This is a genomic window from Desulfosediminicola flagellatus (assembly GCF_005116655.2).
GTDB lineage: Bacteria > Desulfobacterota > Desulfobulbia > Desulfobulbales > Desulfocapsaceae > Desulfopila > Desulfopila flagellata.
Map to the genome: position 1 here is coordinate 1,408,683 of NZ_CP050698.1, position 20,077 is coordinate 1,428,759.

General features: G+C 44.9%; 15 protein-coding genes. 10 read left to right on the forward strand and 5 right to left on the reverse strand.

The genetic code is table 11. The features are described from left to right. Positions 1 to 52: 52 nt before the first annotated feature. Both FCL46_RS05975 and FCL46_RS05980 read left to right on the forward strand, forming a co-directional pair. Entirely contained in the window at positions 53 to 2,686 is a 2,634-nt protein-coding gene (locus FCL46_RS05975) for a sigma 54-interacting transcriptional regulator (RefSeq protein WP_136805463.1), read from the forward strand. A gap of 138 nt (positions 2,687 to 2,824) precedes the next feature. After that, a complete protein-coding gene (locus tag FCL46_RS05980; RefSeq protein ID WP_136805464.1) occupies positions 2,825 to 3,166 on the forward strand; it encodes a hypothetical protein in 342 nt (113 codons plus the stop codon). A 271-nt stretch (positions 3,167 to 3,437) separates the two neighbouring features. On the opposite strand, the gene FCL46_RS05985 is transcribed toward FCL46_RS05980, so the two are convergent. Beyond that, on the reverse strand, positions 3,438 to 4,343 hold the full coding sequence (locus tag FCL46_RS05985) for an ADP-ribosylglycohydrolase family protein (RefSeq protein ID WP_136805465.1): 906 nt from the start codon (positions 4,341 to 4,343) through the stop codon (positions 3,438 to 3,440). Between the two features lie 268 nt (positions 4,344 to 4,611). On the opposite strand from FCL46_RS05985, the gene FCL46_RS05990 reads away from it, so the two are divergent. From FCL46_RS05990 to FCL46_RS06000, 3 genes are all read left to right on the forward strand, one after another. After that, positions 4,612 to 6,618 (forward strand): AsmA family protein, encoded by a 2,007-nt coding sequence (locus tag FCL46_RS05990; protein WP_136805466.1) that lies wholly within the window; start codon positions 4,612 to 4,614, stop codon positions 6,616 to 6,618. A 193-nt stretch (positions 6,619 to 6,811) separates the two neighbouring features. Beyond that, positions 6,812 to 7,255 (forward strand): FecR family protein, encoded by a 444-nt coding sequence (locus FCL46_RS05995; RefSeq protein WP_136805467.1) that lies wholly within the window; start codon positions 6,812 to 6,814, stop codon positions 7,253 to 7,255. A 162-nt stretch (positions 7,256 to 7,417) separates the two neighbouring features. Further along, positions 7,418 to 8,014 (forward strand): OmpA family protein, encoded by a 597-nt coding sequence (locus tag FCL46_RS06000; protein ID WP_136805468.1) that lies wholly within the window; start codon positions 7,418 to 7,420, stop codon positions 8,012 to 8,014. A gap of 34 nt (positions 8,015 to 8,048) precedes the next feature. Here the strand turns inward: FCL46_RS06000 and FCL46_RS06005 are convergent, their stop codons facing one another. The 4 genes from FCL46_RS06005 to rlmD all read right to left on the reverse strand — a co-directional run bounded on the left by FCL46_RS06005 (position 8,049) and on the right by rlmD (position 13,197). Continuing rightward, positions 8,049 to 8,726, reverse strand: a complete 678-nt coding sequence (locus tag FCL46_RS06005) for an ABC transporter ATP-binding protein (RefSeq protein ID WP_136805469.1) — start codon at positions 8,724 to 8,726, stop codon at positions 8,049 to 8,051. After that, entirely contained in the window at positions 8,723 to 9,949 is a 1,227-nt protein-coding gene (locus FCL46_RS06010; RefSeq protein WP_136805470.1) for a lipoprotein-releasing ABC transporter permease subunit, read from the reverse strand. Before FCL46_RS06010 ends, FCL46_RS06005 begins: the two co-directional genes overlap by 4 nt. 4 nt (positions 9,950 to 9,953) lie before the next feature. Continuing rightward, positions 9,954 to 11,486 carry a lysine--tRNA ligase gene (lysS, locus tag FCL46_RS06015; protein ID WP_136805471.1) on the reverse strand — a complete coding sequence of 511 codons (1,533 nt, stop codon included), beginning with the start codon at positions 11,484 to 11,486 and terminating at the stop codon, positions 9,954 to 9,956. A 379-nt stretch (positions 11,487 to 11,865) separates the two neighbouring features. Continuing rightward, on the reverse strand, positions 11,866 to 13,197 hold the full coding sequence (gene rlmD / locus FCL46_RS06020) for a 23S rRNA (uracil(1939)-C(5))-methyltransferase RlmD (RefSeq protein ID WP_136805472.1): 1,332 nt from the start codon (positions 13,195 to 13,197) through the stop codon (positions 11,866 to 11,868). A 482-nt stretch (positions 13,198 to 13,679) separates the two neighbouring features. Between rlmD and FCL46_RS06025 the strand changes: the two genes are divergently transcribed. From FCL46_RS06025 to FCL46_RS06045, 5 genes are all read left to right on the forward strand, one after another. After that, on the forward strand, positions 13,680 to 14,975 hold the full coding sequence (locus FCL46_RS06025; protein WP_136805633.1) for a sigma-54-dependent transcriptional regulator: 1,296 nt from the start codon (positions 13,680 to 13,682) through the stop codon (positions 14,973 to 14,975). Between the two features lie 316 nt (positions 14,976 to 15,291). Then, a complete protein-coding gene (locus FCL46_RS06030) occupies positions 15,292 to 15,900 on the forward strand; it encodes a nucleotide exchange factor GrpE (protein ID WP_228723338.1) in 609 nt (202 codons plus the stop codon). A gap of 164 nt (positions 15,901 to 16,064) precedes the next feature. Further along, on the forward strand, positions 16,065 to 17,990 hold the full coding sequence (gene dnaK / locus FCL46_RS06035) for a molecular chaperone DnaK (protein WP_136805473.1): 1,926 nt from the start codon (positions 16,065 to 16,067) through the stop codon (positions 17,988 to 17,990). A gap of 157 nt (positions 17,991 to 18,147) precedes the next feature. Next, on the forward strand, positions 18,148 to 19,113 hold the full coding sequence (gene trpS / locus FCL46_RS06040) for a tryptophan--tRNA ligase (protein ID WP_136805474.1): 966 nt from the start codon (positions 18,148 to 18,150) through the stop codon (positions 19,111 to 19,113). A 61-nt stretch (positions 19,114 to 19,174) separates the two neighbouring features. After that, a complete protein-coding gene (locus FCL46_RS06045; RefSeq protein WP_136805475.1) occupies positions 19,175 to 19,741 on the forward strand; it encodes an HD domain-containing protein in 567 nt (188 codons plus the stop codon). The last annotated feature ends 336 nt before the right edge of the window (positions 19,742 to 20,077 follow it).

Here is a 20,077-nt window from a genome sequence, read left to right on the forward strand (position 1 = left end):
TTTTTCCCAAGTGGTTGCGGCCTAGTATGGAGCAGGCAGGTCTGATAATTAAATGAAGAAACAACTGATAGCACAGCATCTGCACCACTCGATTCTGTTTGCTGATGTAAGTCAATCCGATCTTGAAACGTATGCTGATTTTTGCAGAGTACAGATCGTCCCTGAAGGTGATTATATCTACCAGCAGGGGGAAGCCAGTGAACTTTTTTATGTTGTGGCCCAGGGAGAGGTTGAGCTGGTTCTCGAAAGAGAAGATGGCGACAGCAGGGTTGTAGGCAGGGTATCGCAGGGTGGGCATTTCGGTGAAACCGGGATACTTACAGGTAAACCCCGATCGCTCAGTGTGAAAGCCCTCTTTGATCTTGTTGTAATCTGTTTTGAACCGCGTATTTTTCGTTCGGTTCTGCTTGGTAATCCTCTTATTCATAAACAGCTTGATGCTGTGCTCGCAGAGCGTCTACGTGTTGCTTATCTGGATCAGGCCGACACTGCCAGTTCCAATGATCCCCACGCCAAATCAAGTGCTGATGATGTTATTCTTTTCCGTGAAAGAAACCTGTCCCAGATAAAACTGCGACGGCTGGAAAAGAAAAAGCAGAACATTATCTACGATTCCAAATCGGCAAGACAGGCCCAGACAGTTATCAGCGCCTTCGCAGCAAATAACGCACCGTATGTATTAACTGGCGAATCCGGGACTGGTAAGAAGATCATTGCCAGGCAGATTCACGCTGAAAGCGGAAGATCTGAGGGCCCGTATGTCGAGTTTGATTTACGTGACCATGATCAGGTTCTTCTTGAGCGAAAGCTTTTCGGTACAAAAAAATCAAATTACCCTTTTGCGCAGGCTCAGCAGGCTGGTGTTTTTGAACGAGGTTGCGGCGGCACAATTGCCTTTCATCATATACGCCTCATGCCGCACGAGCTTCAGCGAAAGATCGTCAAGGCAATTGAGAGTAATACCTTTACTCATATAGACAGTGACAGCCCTATAGCTATGCAGTCCAGGGTAGTTTTTATCTCGATTTATGATCTTGATTACCTTGAGAAGACCGGAAAAATTGTGCCTGAAATGATGGAACTCTTCCGCAGGCAGCATTTCAGTGTTCCATCACTTAGGGAGCATAAACGCGATTTACCCCGCCTGGTCGAGCACTATCTTGGCAGGTTCAGCAAGGAGTATGGAAAGAATATCACAAAGGCTTCGCCCGAGACGCTTGGCAACCTGATGAATTACGACTGGCCCGGCAATCTGACTGAACTTTCCAGTGTGCTGCGTCGTGCAGTGATGCTTGCCAACGAAGATGAGTTGCTTTCCGATCACATCCTTCTTGGTCTTCCAAAGTCAGAAGGGAAATGGGAATTTAATATTCTTCGTTTCCCACTTGTTAAACGGTTTATAACCAGTAATAAGTTTCCTACTATTCCACAGGGTATTGTCGGCCTTATAATCCTTGCAACAGTGCTGGCGCTCTTTCTGGGGCCACGTGAACCTGATAAAAATATCGGCCTGATTATGAGCTGGGCAATCGGCTGGCCACTACTCTTTTTCTCCTTCTTCTTTCTGGCACGAACATGGTGCAGTGTCTGTAGTCTGGCAATGCCGGGTAAACAGTTGCAGAACCTCATAAAACCACGAAAGAATACACCTCAGTTTATAAAAGAACATTCTGGCTGGATAATGGCTGTTCTCTGTATAATTGTGCTGTGGGTGGAGGTGGTCTGGAACGCCTATGAGAACCCTCTGCTTACCGGATGGATTATTCTGGCAGTAACGATAGGCTCATGTATCTGCAGTGTTCTTTATTCCCGCAGGACCTGGTGCAGGTATCTCTGTCCGCTAGGCGCGATCAATGCAATTTTCGCAATGCCTTCTATTATCGAGTTGCGGTCAAACAGGCATGTGTGCATGAACAGGTGTACGGAACATAACTGTTTTGGAGGCGGAGAAAAGAAGGGCGGTTGTCCAATGTTTCGTCATCCTTATCTCGTAGATAATAATCGTGACTGTATTATCTGCGGTGATTGTATCAAAAACTGTAACAACAGCTCCATTCATCTTAATTTGCGATTGGCACCTCAGGAGCTTTGGTCTCTTGAGACTCCTCGCAGAGCTGATAGTTTTCTTATTGTTGCGTTGGGGGCAATCTTTTTCCCTTTTGCCCTGCACAGTGAGTTTAGTCTGCTGGTTGAGTGGCTCTCCGATTCTATACGTGTCTATGGAGTCGCTGTCCCTGAATTTCTTGGGGGAAGTTTAGTTTTCTTCCTGCTGATATTAATCTTTCAGGTTGGATATTATCTTATGGTGCAGGTTCAGTCCTGGCATGCCCGTATGGATAAAAACTTTCTTCTGCCTATGCTTGGGTACGGTTTTATTCCGCTCATTCTTGGTGGGTATATGGCTGTGCATTTTGAAGTGTTTGTCAGAGATGCCGGAAGCATCGTACCTGCCATTCAGGAGTTACTTGGGAAGTCGGTAGTTTTCGAGCACGGACGTATTCTGAGCCCTGACAGTACATATGTCTTGCAGATTTTCACAGTGGTTGGTGGATTACTGGCATCAATGTATGCGACCTATAGGGTTATAGCCAGGATCCTCGTAGATGATGAAGTGAGCTCTAGATCACTGATGCTGCCTTATAGTTTTCTGATAACACTTGCCGGGTTGTTTGTTTTTATGGTTTAACCCGAAATGTAAGCACCGCTGTTAACTCCTGATTTCAAAGTGTTTTTTACGATTGCAATCTCAACTAACAGGGTGTTTGTCGTTTGAAGTCAAAAGAACTACACCCTGTAGTGTCGATATATTTTACAACAGCGATAAGTGTTACAAGCAACTTTCGGTAGTGTACTGCAGCAGGGTGGCTTGTTTCCTGGAGGCTGTCGGGAGAATGGCTCTTCTGTGGAGTTTCGCTTTACTTGCTTACCAGTCAATCGTATCGAAATTTCAGACAATATTGCTGCAGGTAATCAAAGACTTCATCATCATGTATATGGTTGTGTTTATGTTGTGAAAAATACATGGATTTTGAGCAAAAATAGTATTCTTTGTCACTCTCCTGGATCTGCAAAAAACGGTGTTGATGCGGAATTCGGATTAACCACTATAGCAAGAAAACATTCAGGTGAATGGGGATGTACGAGGCTACAAAAGGGGATCGGGTAGACCTGTACTTGCTGTACTGATCTACCCGATAAGGGGGGCTGAGAAAAAGAGTGTGCATCTCTCTTGCACACACATGTACTTGCATGCATTGTGCCAGGTGCAAATAATACCTTCAAATATCAATAGCTGCCTGATTAAATAAAGGAGTTATAATGTGTTATTGCTATACATGAATATAACACAATGATTGATTCAAAAAGCCAAACACATATTTGTAATTCGTTTGCGTAATTCGTATAGGTATTATGTAATTACCTTCAGGCAACTTGAGCTATATACGCTTATCCAGATATGTGTTGATTTCTGATGTTGCCTGCATATCTTTTAACCAGCTTTCATCGATTCCATCCATCCCCTGATGTGCACCAAGTATCATCCCGATCACCAGACCACGGGCTGCAGAGTCACCGCCAGCCATTACGTTCTGAATAAGCGCTTCTCTCAGATCCCCCTGATAGGTGAGTATCAGGTGTACGGCACCCGGTAAAGCTGAGGATACTTTACACATTTGGCCAAACTCTGCGATAACATCCCTGGTATTTATAAAGGTGGAGTCAAGACAACGCCTGAGACGAATGTCGAGATCAATATCACGAACACCTTCATCCACGAGTTGATGGACAGCTTCTGACGGTGATCGTCCTTCAAGTACAAGCAGAGCCAGCTTTACAATAAATTCAGTCGCGACATCTACACCTGGCCCTGCATGAGTAAATCGTGTCTGGGCCTGAGCAGCTTTAATGAGTAGATCCGGATTATTTGCATACCAGTAGATGAGGGGGGCAATTCGAGCCGGTCCGCCCAGATCAGTAGAGCTGGATCCTCCGGCATCTGGTGAAGTTCCAGCGTTAAGAGCGGCAAGGGTCGACTTTGTTGAGTGGTCAACGTAGCCTGTGTAGGTTGTGTTGAATTCCTGCCATTCTTTGGCGAAAGTGGCGAGCGCAAAGCCGTTGTTGGATGCCAGATGTTTTAAGAGTAGTAGTGTCTGATCACCGTAATGTGTGAATTCTCCTGTGCTCTTGGTGGGGTGATAACTTCCTTCCCCGGGAGGGAGCATGTGATCTATTATTCCAAATGTTGCGTCAATCTGATTTGTGTCGTAAATCCAGTGAGCACTCAGTGAGAGCGCATCGGCTGCAAACGATGCCAATACCATGGCTCGTGTATTGTCTGTCATAGGTTTTTTCTCCTGAAGTGTATTCTTCTGAACCCAAATTTCATTTGTATGTCAAAATAGTAATCTGGCAGAGCATTGTCAAAAAAACGATATCGCAAACTGCATGAGATTCGCGAAAGAGATAGGAGATTTTAATTTGCTATTCAGGAAGGTTACGCTTATACATTCTACATACGAATGTAAAAAATCTTTTTACCGATAGCGATCTCAACCTGAGTCGAAAAACGGGATTAGGGGTTAACTGTTAAGAAGCAAACTGGAGCAAAATATGGGTAAACTATTAAAGATTTTATTATTTCTCTTGGGCGGAATGGTTGTGTTGGTGGTGGCAGCTGTTTTGATAGTCCCAAAGATTATCGATGTACAGCAGTACAAACCGATGATTGAGGAGAAGGTTGCAGAAGTGACAGGTCGAACAGTTTCTTTGGGTGGTGATCTGAATCTTTCTCTATTTCCATGGGTGGGTATTGAGTTTTCAGATTTTCAGCTTGGAAATCCGAAAGGGTATGGTAGTGAGAGTTTTGTAAAGGTTAAGTCTTTTGAAGCTCATGTGAAAGTGATGCCACTGCTGTCGAAAGAGGTACAGGTCGACAGCTTCGTCCTGGACAGTCCTCAGATTTATCTTGAAAGGCGAAAAGACGGAAGTGCTAACTGGGAAGGGCTAGGCGGTGCTGACAAGAAAGCAGAAGAACCAGAAGCGAAAAAAACAGAATCCGGTGGTGACTTTGCGCTGAAGTCTATTGAGGTTGGTGAGTTTGCAATTCTTAACGGTACTGTTACGTTCATTGATAAACAAAATGGAATCACTAAAGATATCAAAGGACTTACTCTTAAACTCAAAGATGTCAGTCTGGACCGGCCGATAGCTCTTGAATTCAGTGCTGTTCTTGATGGAAACGCTCTTGGGTTAGCCGGCCAGTTTGGTCCTCTTGGCAAAAAACCGGGACAGGGTAGCCTGCCTCTTGATCTTACATTGAGTGCTCTTGGTCAGCTGGAAGCAAAACTTTCAGGTAAATTGAACAATCCCGCAACAGATCTCAGCTATGATCTGACTCTGGATGTAGCAAAGTTTTCTCCACGAAAGTTAATGGAAGCATTGCAGATGTCGTTTCCTGTTGAGACTTCCGACCCTGCAGCGCTGAGTGCTGTCGCACTTGGTGTAAAGGTTGCCGGTGGACTAAACAGTGTCGCGATCTCTAATGGTAAAATTGTACTCGACAGTTCAAACATTGATTTCAAAGGCGACGTGAAGGCATTTGCACCGCTTAATCTGGTGTTTGAAGGAAATCTCGATGCAATTAACCTTGATAAATATATGCCTCCTAAAAAGGAACAGGCTCAAGAGACTGTAAAGAAAGAAGATGCTCAGGCGAAGGCGATTGATTACGCGCCACTTAGAAAACTGAAACTGGATACTACATTCACGGTCGGTACCCTCATGGTTCAGGGTGGCAAGGTGGAAAATATTCAGATGCATCTTACCGCAGATAAGGGTGTTTTTAATTTAACTCCCTTTTCAATGGATCTCTATGGTGGCAAATTCAACTCAACAGCTTCATTGAATGTTCAGGGGAATTCTCCGGTCACAGCAGTTGATTTGAAGACAGCTGCGGTCCAGGTCGGTCCAATGCTAAAAGATTTTGCAAAAAAAGATATGCTTGAAGGAACGCTGGAATCAAATGTTGCCATAACGCTTAAAGGCGATTCCGCAGAAATGATTAAAAAGACATTGAACGGCAATGGTCAGTTACTTTTTAAAGATGGGGCAATTGTCGGAATAGATTTAGCTGGAATGGTAAGAAATGTTCAGGCGAGTTTTGGTCTGACCGAGAACCCTACAGCGAAACCTCGCACAGATTTTGCCGAATTACGTGCACCGTTTACTCTGAAAAACGGCCTTTTCAATACTCCGGAAACAGCGATGCTTTCTCCTCTGATACGCGTCACTGTAGCAGGTTCTGCCGATTTGGTTTCCGAAGTCCTCGATATGAAAGTGAAACCGAAGTTTGTGGCAACCCTAAAAGGCCAGGGAGATACTGAACAACATTCAGGTTTACTCGTTCCCGTACTGGTGAAAGGTACGTTTAGTTCGCCTGAATTCAGTCCTGACCTTGAAAGCTTATTAAAGAGTCAGCTGGAAGGTGAATTGCCAAAAACTGAAGATTTGAAGAAGGCTCTTGAGGAGGAGTTGAACCCGGAAAAAATACTTCCTAAAACCGATAGCGATTCTGTTGAGAAAGCTATTAAAGGTTTAATTCCAAAGCTATCTTTTTGATGTACCAGAGCATTGCTGCAGTGAACCAATAATTATTTTGGAAATGTAAACTGTCGAAATGCAACTTTCATATAGGCGGGATCAATCGACTGTAGATTGCTCCCGCCTTTTTTATTTAAAAATACTGGTAAATACAAACATCTGTGGTGTACCATGGAAAATAATTAAACCTGACTAACCGGTGGAGGTCGATGTGGGGAAAGTTATTTCTTTTGGTTTTATGCTTTTACTGTTTATGACAATCAGCCTTGCTTCAGCCGGTGAACAGCCCGTAGGGTTCTTCAAAACGGTCACCGGAGTAGTAAAAATAATGCGGGTTGAAGATAACATTGATGTTACGCCCGGTATGAAATTCCATTCAGGGGACACCATTATCACCGAGTCTATGAGCAGCGCAGGTATAGTTTTTCATGACGGGACAGTATTAACTCTCGGCGCTGGTACTGAGTTGGAAATCAAAAATTATCTGTTTCAGCCGGAGGCAAAGGAATATGATTTTTCACTGTTTATGAAACGTGGTGAAATAATATACAATTCCGGGAAACTCAGTAAACTTGCTCCTGAGAAAGTGAACGTAGAAACTCCAAGAGCCACTGTTGGTGTTCGTGGCACTCGATTCATATTATCAGTTAAATAGTGCCTGAACGAAAACCTGTAGATGTTTTCAAGTTTGAGGCGGCATGCAAGTTAAAACTACTGAATATATACCGTGTTTTTAGCATTAAAATTTCTGACCAATGACGAACTTGGGAAAATTTACGATTTTCAATCGGGCATTAAATAGCAGGGGATGTAAAATATGCGATTATTGTACCTTTTCGGGGGAGTGTTAATTTTTTTGTTAGCGGGTTGCGGTCCGAAAACAACACTCATCCTGTTGCCTGAGGATTCAGGCGCTGTCGGGGAAGTAGTTATGACAGCTGAGGGAGGTGAGGTAGTTGTGAATACTGCGTATTCCTATTCTTCAGTTTCATCAACAGGAATTCTGCCAACGTTGCCCAAAGAGACTACACCGGGAAAAGTTGAGTTGGAATATGGAGCACTGCTTGCTGCGCAACCACCGGGTCCGGTCATCTATATCCTGTATTTTAGAAATGGTACTAGTGAATTAACCGATCAATCCAAGGGACTTCTCAAACAGATGAGTAGAGAGGTGGTACAGGATCTCCCCACTGAAGTCAGCATAATAGGTCATACAGATTCTGTAGGCAAAAAGGAGCATAACTATAAGCTCTCATTGATGAGGGCAAAAGTTGTTGAAGGATTGCTGCTTGAAATTATTCCATCTCTACAAAACATCACGATACGATCACATGGTGAAAATGAACCGCTGATAGCTACACCAGATAATGTTTCTGAGCCAAGAAACAGGCGTGTCGAAATAATGATACGTTAAATGGCGCTTGAAGATGCTCTCTATCCCCTCTAATTTATTCCCGGATAATTCGCTGTTCATTAAGCCTGAAGATAATGTCCATTCTCCTGGCTAGCTCCATATTATGCGTTACCATTATCACAGAAAGTGAACGTTCCCTGCAAAGCTGCTCCAACAGATTGAAGACCAGATTGCCGGCGCGGCTGTCAAGATTACCTGTGGGCTCATCGGCCAGGAGTAGGGCCGGTTTCATGATCAGGGCTCTGGCAAGGGCTGTACGTTGCTGCTCGCCGCCTGAAAGCTCGGCAACTCTGTGGTCCAGCCGATGGTCAAGTTCTACACTTTTGAGTAACTCTGTGGCTGGTTCTATAACATCTTTTTTCTTTTTTCCTGCAATGAGTGCCGGCATCATCACATTTTCCAATGCGCTGAATTCAGGTAACAAGTGATGGAACTGGAAAATAAAACCAAGAGATTTGTTGCGAAATTGAGCAAGCTCACCATCGTTTTTTTCGGTAAGTCGCTCGCCTTTAAAAAACAGGTCTCCGCCTGTCGGGGATGCAAGAGTACCCAATATTTGTAAAAGTGTGGTCTTGCCTGAACCAGAAGCGCCAACGATAGCGGCCATCTCTCCAGCATTGATAGAGAGATCAATAGTGTTAAGAACTGTTAACTCGTCTTTTCCGGAAATATAGGATTTACTAATACCCCGAGCTTCAAAAAGCGCACTCATGAAAGTACCTCGGCAGGTTGCACCTGGGAAGCTTTCCATGAGGGATAAAGCGTGGCAAGCAGTGTAATAACAATTGATGCAATAGCAATGAGACCTACATCAAAGGGGAGAACTTTTATCGGCAATGTAGTCATCGGATAAACATTAGACGGTAGCTCGATAAATTTGTATCTGGAGAGTAGTTCGCATAACCCGAGGCCTCCAAGCACACCAAGCGTGGTGCCTGTGAGGGCAATTATACTTCCCTGCAGAAAGAAAATCCGCATTATTGAGGCCGAGGTCGCACCCATTGACTTAAGGATAGCGATATCGCGACTCTTTTCCATAACAACCATAATGAGCGCACTGATAATATTCAGTGCAGCCACTAAAATGATTAGTGTAAGGCAGATAAACATGCCGATTTTTTCGAGCTTAAAAGCGGCAAATAAGTTGCGGTTCATTGACATCCAGTCTTTTGCCAGATGACCCGGGCCAAGTTTTCTGACGATATCAGCACCAACCTCATCGGCCTGATCAAGTCTGTTTTCCTTGACCGTAACCTCTATCCCATGTGCTATATTCCCTTCGCCAAGAAAAGTCTGAACTCCCTTGATAGACATATAGGCAAGTGTTGAATCGTATTCAAACATGCCGGTCTCAAAAATACCGCTGACCATGCATGTCTTTATTTTTGGAATAACACCCATCGGGGTGAGAGGACCGGAAGGAGAGACGAGACGAACCTTGTCACCTATTCCAACTCGCAACTCAGAGGCAAGTGCTTTGCCGAGTATGATGTTCGGGATACGAATATCCTTTTCCTGATCGAGGTCGTGGATCGAGCCACTAAGCATCTGTTTAGATAAACCCACTACATTTTCAGCTGTTTCAGGGTCAATGCCTCGCAATACAACACCGCTTCCACCGAAAGAAGAGCTGAGCAGTGTCTGAGTATAGAGGTACGGTGTGGCACCTGTTACATCCTTAACTGTCAGGATCTGCTCGCGTTTCAATTCATAATCAGCTATCGATCCACCATATCTCTGAACAATGATATGGGAGTTGACTCCTAAAATCTGGTCGCGTAAGCCGTCTGTGAAACCGGAATAGACAGACAGCACCACGATCAGCGCGATGACGCCAACCGTGATACCTGCAACTGAGATAAGCGAGATAAGCGAAATAAAACGCTGTTTATGTTTTGCCCGCAGATACCTGAGGCTGATAAACCACTCGTACATAGTATTATTCTGTCTCTTTCTGCTGGTCGTCCTGGTTTTTTTCCTGCTCTCTGCTGCTGACTTCAGGTTTCAGATGCGGGAAGAGGATGACGTCACGAATAGACGGAGCGTCTGTGAGCAGCATTACAAGGCGATCTATACCGATTCCTTCACCGGCAGCCGATGGCATACCATATTCAAGGGCGCGGAGGTAATCTTCATCAAGTACAGGATGAATTTCATCGTCGTTGCCACGTTCATTGATCTGCTTTTCAAACCGGCCACGCTGATCTACCGGATCATTAAGCTCAGAGAATGCATTAGCCAATTCACGACCGGTTATAAAGAGTTCGAAGCGGTCAGTTACGGTTGGATCTTCTTCGTTTCTTCGTGCAAGCGGTGAAACCTCTGTAGGGTAGGAGGTAATAAAGGTCGGATCAATAAGTTTCTCTTCTACGAGCAATTCAAAGAGTTCTGTCTTCGCCTTGCCCGGGCCAGCCATATCTTCAAGCTGAATACCTTTTTCTTTGGCAAGCGCCAGAACAGCAGCGTCATCTTTTAAGAGTTCCGCATTGATACCTGCAACCTCTACAAGAGCTTCATCCATGGTAAGACGTTTCCATGGTGGAGCAAGATTTACAGGTGTACCCTGATACTCAATCTGCATTGAACCATTTACTTTGTTACAGATTTTAGAAATCATATCTTCGGTCAGGTCCATCAGCTCTTCATAGGTCGCATACGCCTGGTAAAACTCAAGCATGGTGAACTCAGGGTTGTGCCTGGTGGAGAGTCCTTCATTTCTGAAGTTACGGTTGATCTCGAAGACGCGCTCAAACCCACCGACAAGAAGTCGCTTGAGGTAAAGCTCAGGGGCGATACGGAGGAATAAGTCCATATTCAGAGCGTTATGATGTGTCTGAAAAGGTTTTGCAGTAGCGCCACCAGGTACAGGCTGCATCATTGGAGTTTCAACTTCCATGAATCCGAGATTGTTGAGGTATTCACGAACCAGTCGGATAATCTCAACACGTTTTCTAAATGTCTCACGAGATTCAGGGGTAACAATGAGGTCAACGTAGCGTTGTCTGTAACGTGTCTCAACATCAGTAAGTCCATGGAACTTCTCAGGCAGTGGACGCATCGATTTTGAGATCATGTTGATTGAACTTGCTTGAACAGAAAGCTCACCAACTTTGGTTTTAAAGAGCGTTCCTTCAATGCCGATGATATCGCCGATATCCCACTTCTTGAATTTGGCGAACTCCTCATCACCCAGCAGGTCTTTTTTCAGATAGATCTGAATACGACCACTTCTGTCTGCGAGATGAACAAATGCAGCCTTACCGAATTTGCGCATGGACATTACGCGGCCTGCTACAGAATAGGATTTACCGCTTTCATCATGCTGCTGCGCTTCAAGATGCTCACCTAAGGGGAGCAGTTCTGTGACTATATTCGCAGGTTTAAAATGGTTGCTGTAGAGTTTTACACCTAATTCTTCAAGGGCTTCGGCTTTTTCACGTCGTTGTTGCAGAGTCTGGTTGTCTTTGCTCATGGTAGTCGTTTCTGTAAGTAGGGGTGTAACGATCAGAAGATTGAGAGTTTATCAGGAAAGAGTAAGCGGCCATGGTTTGGTATACCATGAAGCTGTTTAGCAGCTCATTTCGGGATAGAAACTGATCTATAAAAAAAGCGGCAGATATCTGCCGCAGGTAATAACGCCTATATGTTAAACACTGTTTGTGTTTCCAGCCAAAATCTATTCATTGTAATATGATTTCCGGTGATATTGCGGATATCTTTTTCTACTCTAAAAAGCAGAAATATATCCCGTGCGTTCCTGTGGTAAACATGGCGCTAATATCGATCAGGAAAAAATAATCACAGAGAGGATGAAAACTATCCTAAGGAAGTAACGGGAAACTCTCAATCTGTCAATTCTTTTCAAGTAGCACAACGGTTTCGATATGGTGTGTCTGCGGAAACATATCAACAGGTTGTATTTGGATAACTGAAAATCCTGTGCCGGTAAGATCTGCAATGTCGCGGCTCAGTGTTGCGGGGTCACACGATATATAGACCATACGTTTTATACACAGGGATGCAATCTGCTTTGCAAGACCAGGCATGCCTTGCCGTGGCGGGTCAACTACCAGACAATCAAAAGATTCTCCGGCGGCAACAAGATCATTGCATGCCTTGTGTATCGGGCTTTTTTTGAAAGTCGTGTTAGTGAGTCCGGCAGTGGATGCGTTGGCTTTTGCACTTCGAATTGCTGCTCCCTGACCTTCAATGCCGGTCAATGATTTTGCCGCTGCTGCAAGTGCGATAGAGAAATTGCCTGATCCGCAGAAGAGATCCAGGACAGTCTCATCTTTTTGAATATCAGCATATTGGAGCACGAGATCAATCAGCTGTTTATTCTGTTGAAGATTAACCTGGCAGAAGCCTCCCACTTCCCACGAAAGAGACAGTGGTGATGGGTATGCAGTTAGATCCTCATATATTATCTGCATTTTTTTACTACATTCTGCAGGAGCACCGACAGTCAGCGGAAATGCTTCGCCCTGAAAAAAGAGCCGTTCAAGTGACTCTATATCTGTGCACAGTTCTGCTGCGTATTTAAAATCTGTCGGACGGGGTTTTCTGGTGTAATGAAGCAGGGCTGTTACCTTACCTGTAGCCGGATGCCAGAGTAATTCCACCTCTGAAGAATGGTTAAGCAGGTCTTGAAATGCTTGGTGGTTATTAAGTTCAGCAAGCGTTTCGTTTATCTCTTTGCCTGCGATGGCACATTCTGAAATCGGGACAATTTCATGGCTCTTATGCTTTCTGAAACCGCAATTTTGGTATTCATCCACCCACAACCTGATGCGTTGCCTGTAATGAAATGTTTCAGGTGACGGAAGGGTGGGCAGGACGATAGTGTTTGCGTATTCTGTGAGAATTTCGGACTGTTGTCTTGTCAGATTGTTAATGACGATATCTGTTTTAATGCGGAGTTGTTCTTCGTAACTGCAATGCTGGATATCACAACCACCACAGACTTTGTAATACCTGCAGGGAGGAGTGATTCTGGAATCGCTTTTTTTATCAACGCTGAGAAGTTTACCGAGCAGGTAGGTTTTCTTGTCATCTATTGTTTTGAACGTAACTACTTCACCCGGCAGAGTGCGCGGTATCATCACCCTGCGGCCATCACTGAGTTTACCTAACCCGTAACCGCCCTTAATGACTTTTTCAATTGTAACAGAATGTTTATTCATTTTAAAAATAGAAACGAGTGGAGTATAAGTGTGAGTCCGGCCAGTCGACCGATGCTGTAGACAGCCAGTAGTGCTAATACAGCATAATTTAGAGTACGAGGTTCTACATAATATACCGGACGTGGATTGTCTAACCCTAATCCTCCTGCGTATTGCCCAGTCTTAACACAGGCACGCAGAAATAGCAGGCTGGCTACTCAAAGGGGGAGAGATACGTTTCTAAAATCGTGATGAGCGGAAACTTCGGGGCTAACGTCATTATTTACTCCATATGAATCTGTTTGAGGTATGGATACTGACCACATCCAAACAATTTGTCTTGCATTTCACATGGGATAAACACATATTTGGTGTGGAATTGAAGTGTTCAATCCGACAAACTCCTATTACAGCCAGTTAAATTTTACCATTCAGAGGACAGGTGCGTGGCAAGTCAGCAGACAACAGTATTAATTGTAGATGATGAACAGGTTCACCGCTATATGCTCAGCTCTATGCTGAAGGAGTGGGGGTGGCGCTGTATAGAAGCTGATGATGGGACCACTGCTGTCGCCGCAGTCGAGAAACACAATTATGATGCTGTGCTGATGGATATTCGCATGGTGAAGATGGATGGCCGGGAGGCATTTCATAAAATTCATGCAATGCGGCCAGCGCTTCCTGTGATCCTGATGACTGCATATTCCTCAGTGGATGATGCTGTAATTATGATCCGCGAGGGCGCACACGATTATCTGACAAAACCCCTCGATTTTGATCGTTTACGGCTGGCTCTTGAGCGGGCGGTGGATCATCGTCAAGTGACCGAGAAAAAACAGCAGCCGCGAGAGCAACAGACCACCCTGCAAACCGGAATTATAGGTGAATCACCAAAGATGCAGGAACTCCTTGAGATGATATCGTACGTTGCCCCGACAGAAGCAACTGTACTGGTTTATGGAGAGTCAGGGACAGGCAAGGAACTTGTTGCGGAGGCGTTACATAGTAATAGCGAGCGCAAAGGCGGGCCCTTTATCAAGGTGAATTGCGCAGCATTGGCAGAGAGTCTGCTGGAATCAGAACTGTTCGGCCATGAAAAAGGTGCTTTTACCGGTGCTGACCGCGAACGTGATGGGAAATTTGTCCAGGCGGATGGCGGCACATTGTTTCTCGATGAGATTGGAGAAACCTCACAGGCGATGCAGGTGAAACTGCTGCGAGTACTTCAGGAACATGAGCTACAGCGTGTCGGAGGTGAGAAAACTATTCAGGTTGACGTGCGGATAATCGCCGCAACTAACAGAAATCTTGAAGACGAAGTGAAGACCGGAAATTTCAGAGAAGATCTCTATTATCGGCTTAATGTAGTTATGCTGGAAGTGCCACCTTTACGCACAAGAGCAGGAGATATTCCATTACTGGTTAACCATTTCGTCAGGAAATTTGCCGAAAAAAACAGAAGATCTGTGCAGAGTGTGATTCCTGAATGCATGGAGGCCTTAAACAGCTACCCGTGGCCAGGTAATGTGCGGGAGTTGGAAAACGCCATTGAACGCGGAATTATTCTGATGCGCGGCGACCAGCTTACCCAGAAGAGTCTGCCGCTTTCTGTTCAAAATTATAAGCGACAGTCCGCCCCTGAAGCAGATACCGAACCGGCTTCGCTCTATGAAGCTGAAAAACGGCTTGTGATAGAGACGTTGGCAAAAACCGAAGGCAATAAAAGTGAAGCTGCCCGGCGTCTGGGCATTACCCGCAAAACCTTGCAGAACAAATTAAATAAATATGATGAGGAATGATCCCTGCTACAGTTTTCTCACAACCTCGGTGGTTTTTTGAGTGCTTTAGACAGGCATCTGTCCAATCTTAGGCTTTGAGCAGTTTTGCGCAGGTGATTACAGCTGCATAAAAATAGACTCTCGTTATTTTAATGCTGTGCTAACTCATAGAGGTTCCAAAGGAAAATTTTTACTATTATCTTGTCTGACAAATCTTGACATTGCTCATACTCTACTTATTGTTCGCACAGGTTTTTGAAGTGATCCGGTGGATGGCCTGATTCGGCGTTCAACCGATACTAAGAGATTATTTAGGGAAGAGAGATTGGAGGAATCGGTGAGCAAGGACAAAATGGACAATGATCTTCAGGACGAAAATGAAAATATCGAAGCTGATATCGACGCTGAAGAAGTAGCATCTGCTACAGAAACTGCTGAAATGGAGCCGGAAGAAGTAGAGCCGGATCTGGAGCAGGAACTTGCTGCTGCCCGTGCAGAGGCAGATGAACTACGTGACAAGATGTTGAGGATGGCTGCTGACTCGGAAAATTTTAAGAAGCGGATGGAGCGTGAGCGCTCAATGATGCTCAAATACTCCGGTGAGCAGATCTTCAAAGAGATCCTGCCGGTTGTCGATAACCTCGAACGTGCTATAGCTCATTGCGATGAGGTAGAAGAGGCCGAGGCCAATTTTAAAGGTCTTCTGGAGGGTGTTCAGCTCACCTTGAAGAGCCTTGTGAACACACTAGAAAAATTTGAAGTAAAGCCTGTAGTATCTGTAGGCGAGCCGTTTGATCCTAATCATCAGGAAGCGCTCACCATGGAGGCAAGCGACACCATTCCAGCAAGTCATGTAGTAAATGAATTCGAGAAGGGATACTACTACAAGGATCGTCTTCTGCGGGCTGCCAAGGTGATTGTGTCATCCGGTAAAGCTGAAAGTTGAAAAGGTATTGTATAGCTTGAAAAATTTGCTGATCTCTCTTGACAAAGAAAGGAACATGACCACTTTAGAAGAGGTTGATGAAAGCAGATTTTGATGAAATTATTTGAGGATTCTCGGAAATAAGAAACAGTCCGATTTAGATTGATATACAAGGAGAAAGAGACATGGGTAAGATTATTGGAATTGATTTGGGAACTACCAACTCATGTGTGGCAATTATGGAAGGTGGCGATCCTAAAGTAATCGCCAACTCAGAAGGTAACAGGACCACACCGTCCGTTGTTGCTTTTACTGATAGCGGCGAGCGACTTGTTGGTCAGGTTGCAAAGCGTCAGGCGGTTACAAATCCAGAACGAACCCTGTACGCTATTAAGCGTCTCGTTGGTCGCAAGTTTGTTGATGCAGAGGTAAAGCGATCTGCTGAAATCAGCCCGTTTAAAATTGTTGAAGGCACCAACGGTAGTGTATCTGTTGAGGTTGAAGGCAAAGTGTACCGTCCGGCTGAGATCTCAGCTATGGTACTTGCTAAAATGAAGCAGACCGCTGAAGAGTACCTTGGCGAAGAAGTTACTGATGCCGTTGTAACTGTACCTGCATACTTCAATGATGCTCAGCGTCAGGCAACAAAAGATGCTGGTAAGATCGCTGGTTTGAATGTTCAGCGTATCATCAACGAGCCAACCGCAGCTTCTCTTGCTTATGGTCTTGATAAGAAAGGCGAAGAGAAAATCGCGGTATTCGATCTTGGTGGCGGTACTTTCGACGTTTCCATTCTTGAAATCGGTGACGGTGTATTCGAGGTTAAATCCACCCACGGTGATACGTTTCTTGGTGGTGAAGATTTCGATATGCGTATTGTTAACTGGCTTGCTGATGAGTTTAAGCGTGAGCAGGGAATCGATCTTCGTGGCGACAAAATGGCTCTTCAGCGTCTTAAAGAAGAAGCTGAGAAAGCCAAGATGGAACTTTCTACCACAAAAGAGACCGATATCAACCTGCCGTTTATCACTGCAGATGCTTCAGGTCCTAAACATCTCAATCTGAAACTGAGTCGTGCAAAATTCGAGAACCTGGTTGCTGATCTTATCGAGCGAACAGTTCAGCCTTGTATTACTGCGATCAAGGATGCCGGTCTTACCGCATCTGAAATCGACGAGGTAATTCTGGTTGGTGGTATGACCCGTATGCCTAAGGTTCAGGAAAAAGTAAAAGAGATCTTTGGTAAAGAGCCAAACAGAGGTGTTAACCCAGATGAGGTTGTAGCTGTAGGTGCTGCAATTCAGGGTGGCGTTCTGCAGGGTGACGTTAAAGACGTTCTGCTGCTCGACGTAACTCCGCTCTCTCTTGGTATCGAGACCCTTGGTGGAATTACCACCAAACTGATCGAGAAGAACACAACCGTTCCTACCAAGAAAAGCCAGGTGTTCTCCACCGCTGCTGACAATCAGCCTGCGGTATCCATCCACGTGCTCCAGGGTGAGCGTGAGATGGCACAGGATAACAAGACAATCGGTAAATTTGAGCTGTCTGATATTCCTGCTGCTCCTCGTGGTGTTCCGCAGATTGAGGTTGCTTTTGATCTTGATGCGAACGGTATCCTTCACGTTTCTGCAAAAGATCTCGGAACCGGTAAAGAGCAGTCAATCCGCATCACTGCTTCTTCAGGTCTGACCGAGGAAGAAATTGAGAAGATGACCAAGGATGCAGAACTTCACGCTGAAGATGATAAGAAGCGTAAAGAGCTGATCGAGACCCGTAACCAGGCGGATGCCATGGTTCATGCAACCGAAAAGAGCCTGAAAGATTTGGGTGATAAGGTTGATGAAGAGACCAAGGGCAACGTTGAAAAAGAGATTGAGAACGTTAAGAAGGTAATTGACAGCGACGATATTGAAGCAATCAAGACTGCAGTCGATGCTCTTACCGCAGCATCTCACAAACTCGCAGAACTCATGTATGCGCAGGCTTCTAAGGATAACCCTGATGGAGCAGGCGGCGCAGGTGGAGCGGGTGGTGCTGGCGGCGCTGCAGGCGGACCTAAGAAGGACGACGATGATGTTGTTGACGCAGACTACGAAGAAGTAAAATAAGTCTGTAGTTATCCCCCGGAAGGGGAATAGCTAAAAAACGCAGGGAGTAAGGAAATAACTTTTCCTTACTCCCTTTTTTTTTGTTTTTACGGTATGGTGTTCGGGTTCTCGTATTTACATCATCCCTTTCAAATAACACATAACTACTCGCAATATCATGAAAGTATTATCAGGCATACAACCCTCCGGGCAGCTGCATATTGGAAACTATTTCGGAATGATGCAGCAGATGATTTCGCAAATGGATAGTTCCGAACTTTACGTATTTATTGTCGATCTTCACGCACTTACCTCGGTCCATGACCGGGAGAGATTAGCTACCGGCACACTCGAAGCCGCTGCGGATTTCCTGGCGCTGGGGCTTGATCCTGATAAATGCATCTTCTGGGTCCAGTCAGATGTTCCTGAGGTCTGTGAACTGACATGGGTACTCTCCACAATTGCACCGATGGGGCTCATTGAGCGTTGTCATTCTTATAAAGATAAGGTTGCTAAAGGCATTACCGCGAGCCATGGTCTTTTTTCTTATCCTGTGCTGATGGCGGCTGATATTCTTTTGTATCAGGCAGATAGGGTACCGGTTGGAAAAGATCAGAAACAGCATCTGGAAGTTGCACGCGATCTGGCCCAGAAGTTTAACAATGAGTTTGGTCATACCTTTGTGATTCCTGAGCCTGCAATCAGTGAGACCACTGCGATTGTACCCGGGCTTGATGGACAGAAAATGTCCAAATCCTATGGTAATACCATTCCCATCTTCCTTGAAGGTAAGCAGTTAAAGAAACGGGTTATGGCAATTGAGACCGACGCAACACCGGTTGAAGATCCCAAAGACCCTGATAACTGTAATCTCTACAGCCTCTTGAAGCTTTTCGCGACTCCTGAGCGTATGAAGGAAATCCGTGGCCTTTATGTAAATGGTGGCGCTGCGTACGGATATCTAAAGCTGGAGCTGCTTGATCTGTTGAATGAAAAATATTCTGATGCCAGAAAGAAAAAGGCTGAATTTTTGTCAGATCCTGCCGAATTGAAGGCAATTCTCGCGAAAGGTGCTGACAAAGCACGTGAGAAAGCTGTAGTCACTTTGGATCTGGTTCGGGACCGCGTCGGGTTGAAATATTAGGTAGTATCATTCTAGGCCGAACTTTATAGCATAATCAAGTCATTGAACGGAGCAGCAGGTTATGGGATACGGTATTGAAAGGGATGAAGCTTTAGCGCTGGTCAAAGACCACATAAAGAATGAGAACCTTGTTAATCATTCATTGGCGGCTGAGGCGGTATTACGCGCAATAGCCAAACGTCTTGATGAAGATGTTGAGAAGTGGGGATTGACCGGACTGCTACACGATCTTGATGCTGAGCTTGAGCCTGATCTGGCGACCCATACCACAAGAACTGTTACTGTTCTTCAGGATAAAGGTGTCGATGCTGAAATAATTGAAGCCATTAGATTGCATAACCTCGAAGCTTACCCAGGTGAAGCACGTACCACCAGACTTCATCATGCACTGGCAGCGGGAGAGACAATCACAGGGTTGGTTATTGCTTCCGCTCTGGTACGGCCTGAAAAACAGCTCTCATTTGTAAAAGCCAAATCTGTGCGTAAACGTTATAAAGAAAAAGCTTTTGCGCGTGGAGCAAACCGGGAAATCATCGCAGAGTGTGAGTTGATTGATATTCCACTCGCTGATTTTTGCGAATTGAGCCTTGTGGCCATGCAGGAAATTGCCGACCAGATAGGTTTGTAGAACTACGATTTCAAAACGCAGGACAGCTTAAAAAGGGGGATGACGGGTAATACTGTCATCCCCCTTTGTTGTTTGGTACTTTTTATGATTTCCCATTTTTCTTAATCGTTTTATACAAATGCTTATCAGCTTTGATTCTGGAAAGAGATGTGGTTGCTGCCATAGTGTGAGGGGACTGATGTATTTTCATGTCTTTTGAGAAAAGAAATCGGTCTCCTGTCTTTTTAGAGCGGGAATCAGGTAAAATTTTCGGTTTAAGAAATACGGGCTTGTACACATTTTAATTTGTGGTGATATACTTTGATCATCGCATGTAACCATTTATAATTCGAACAC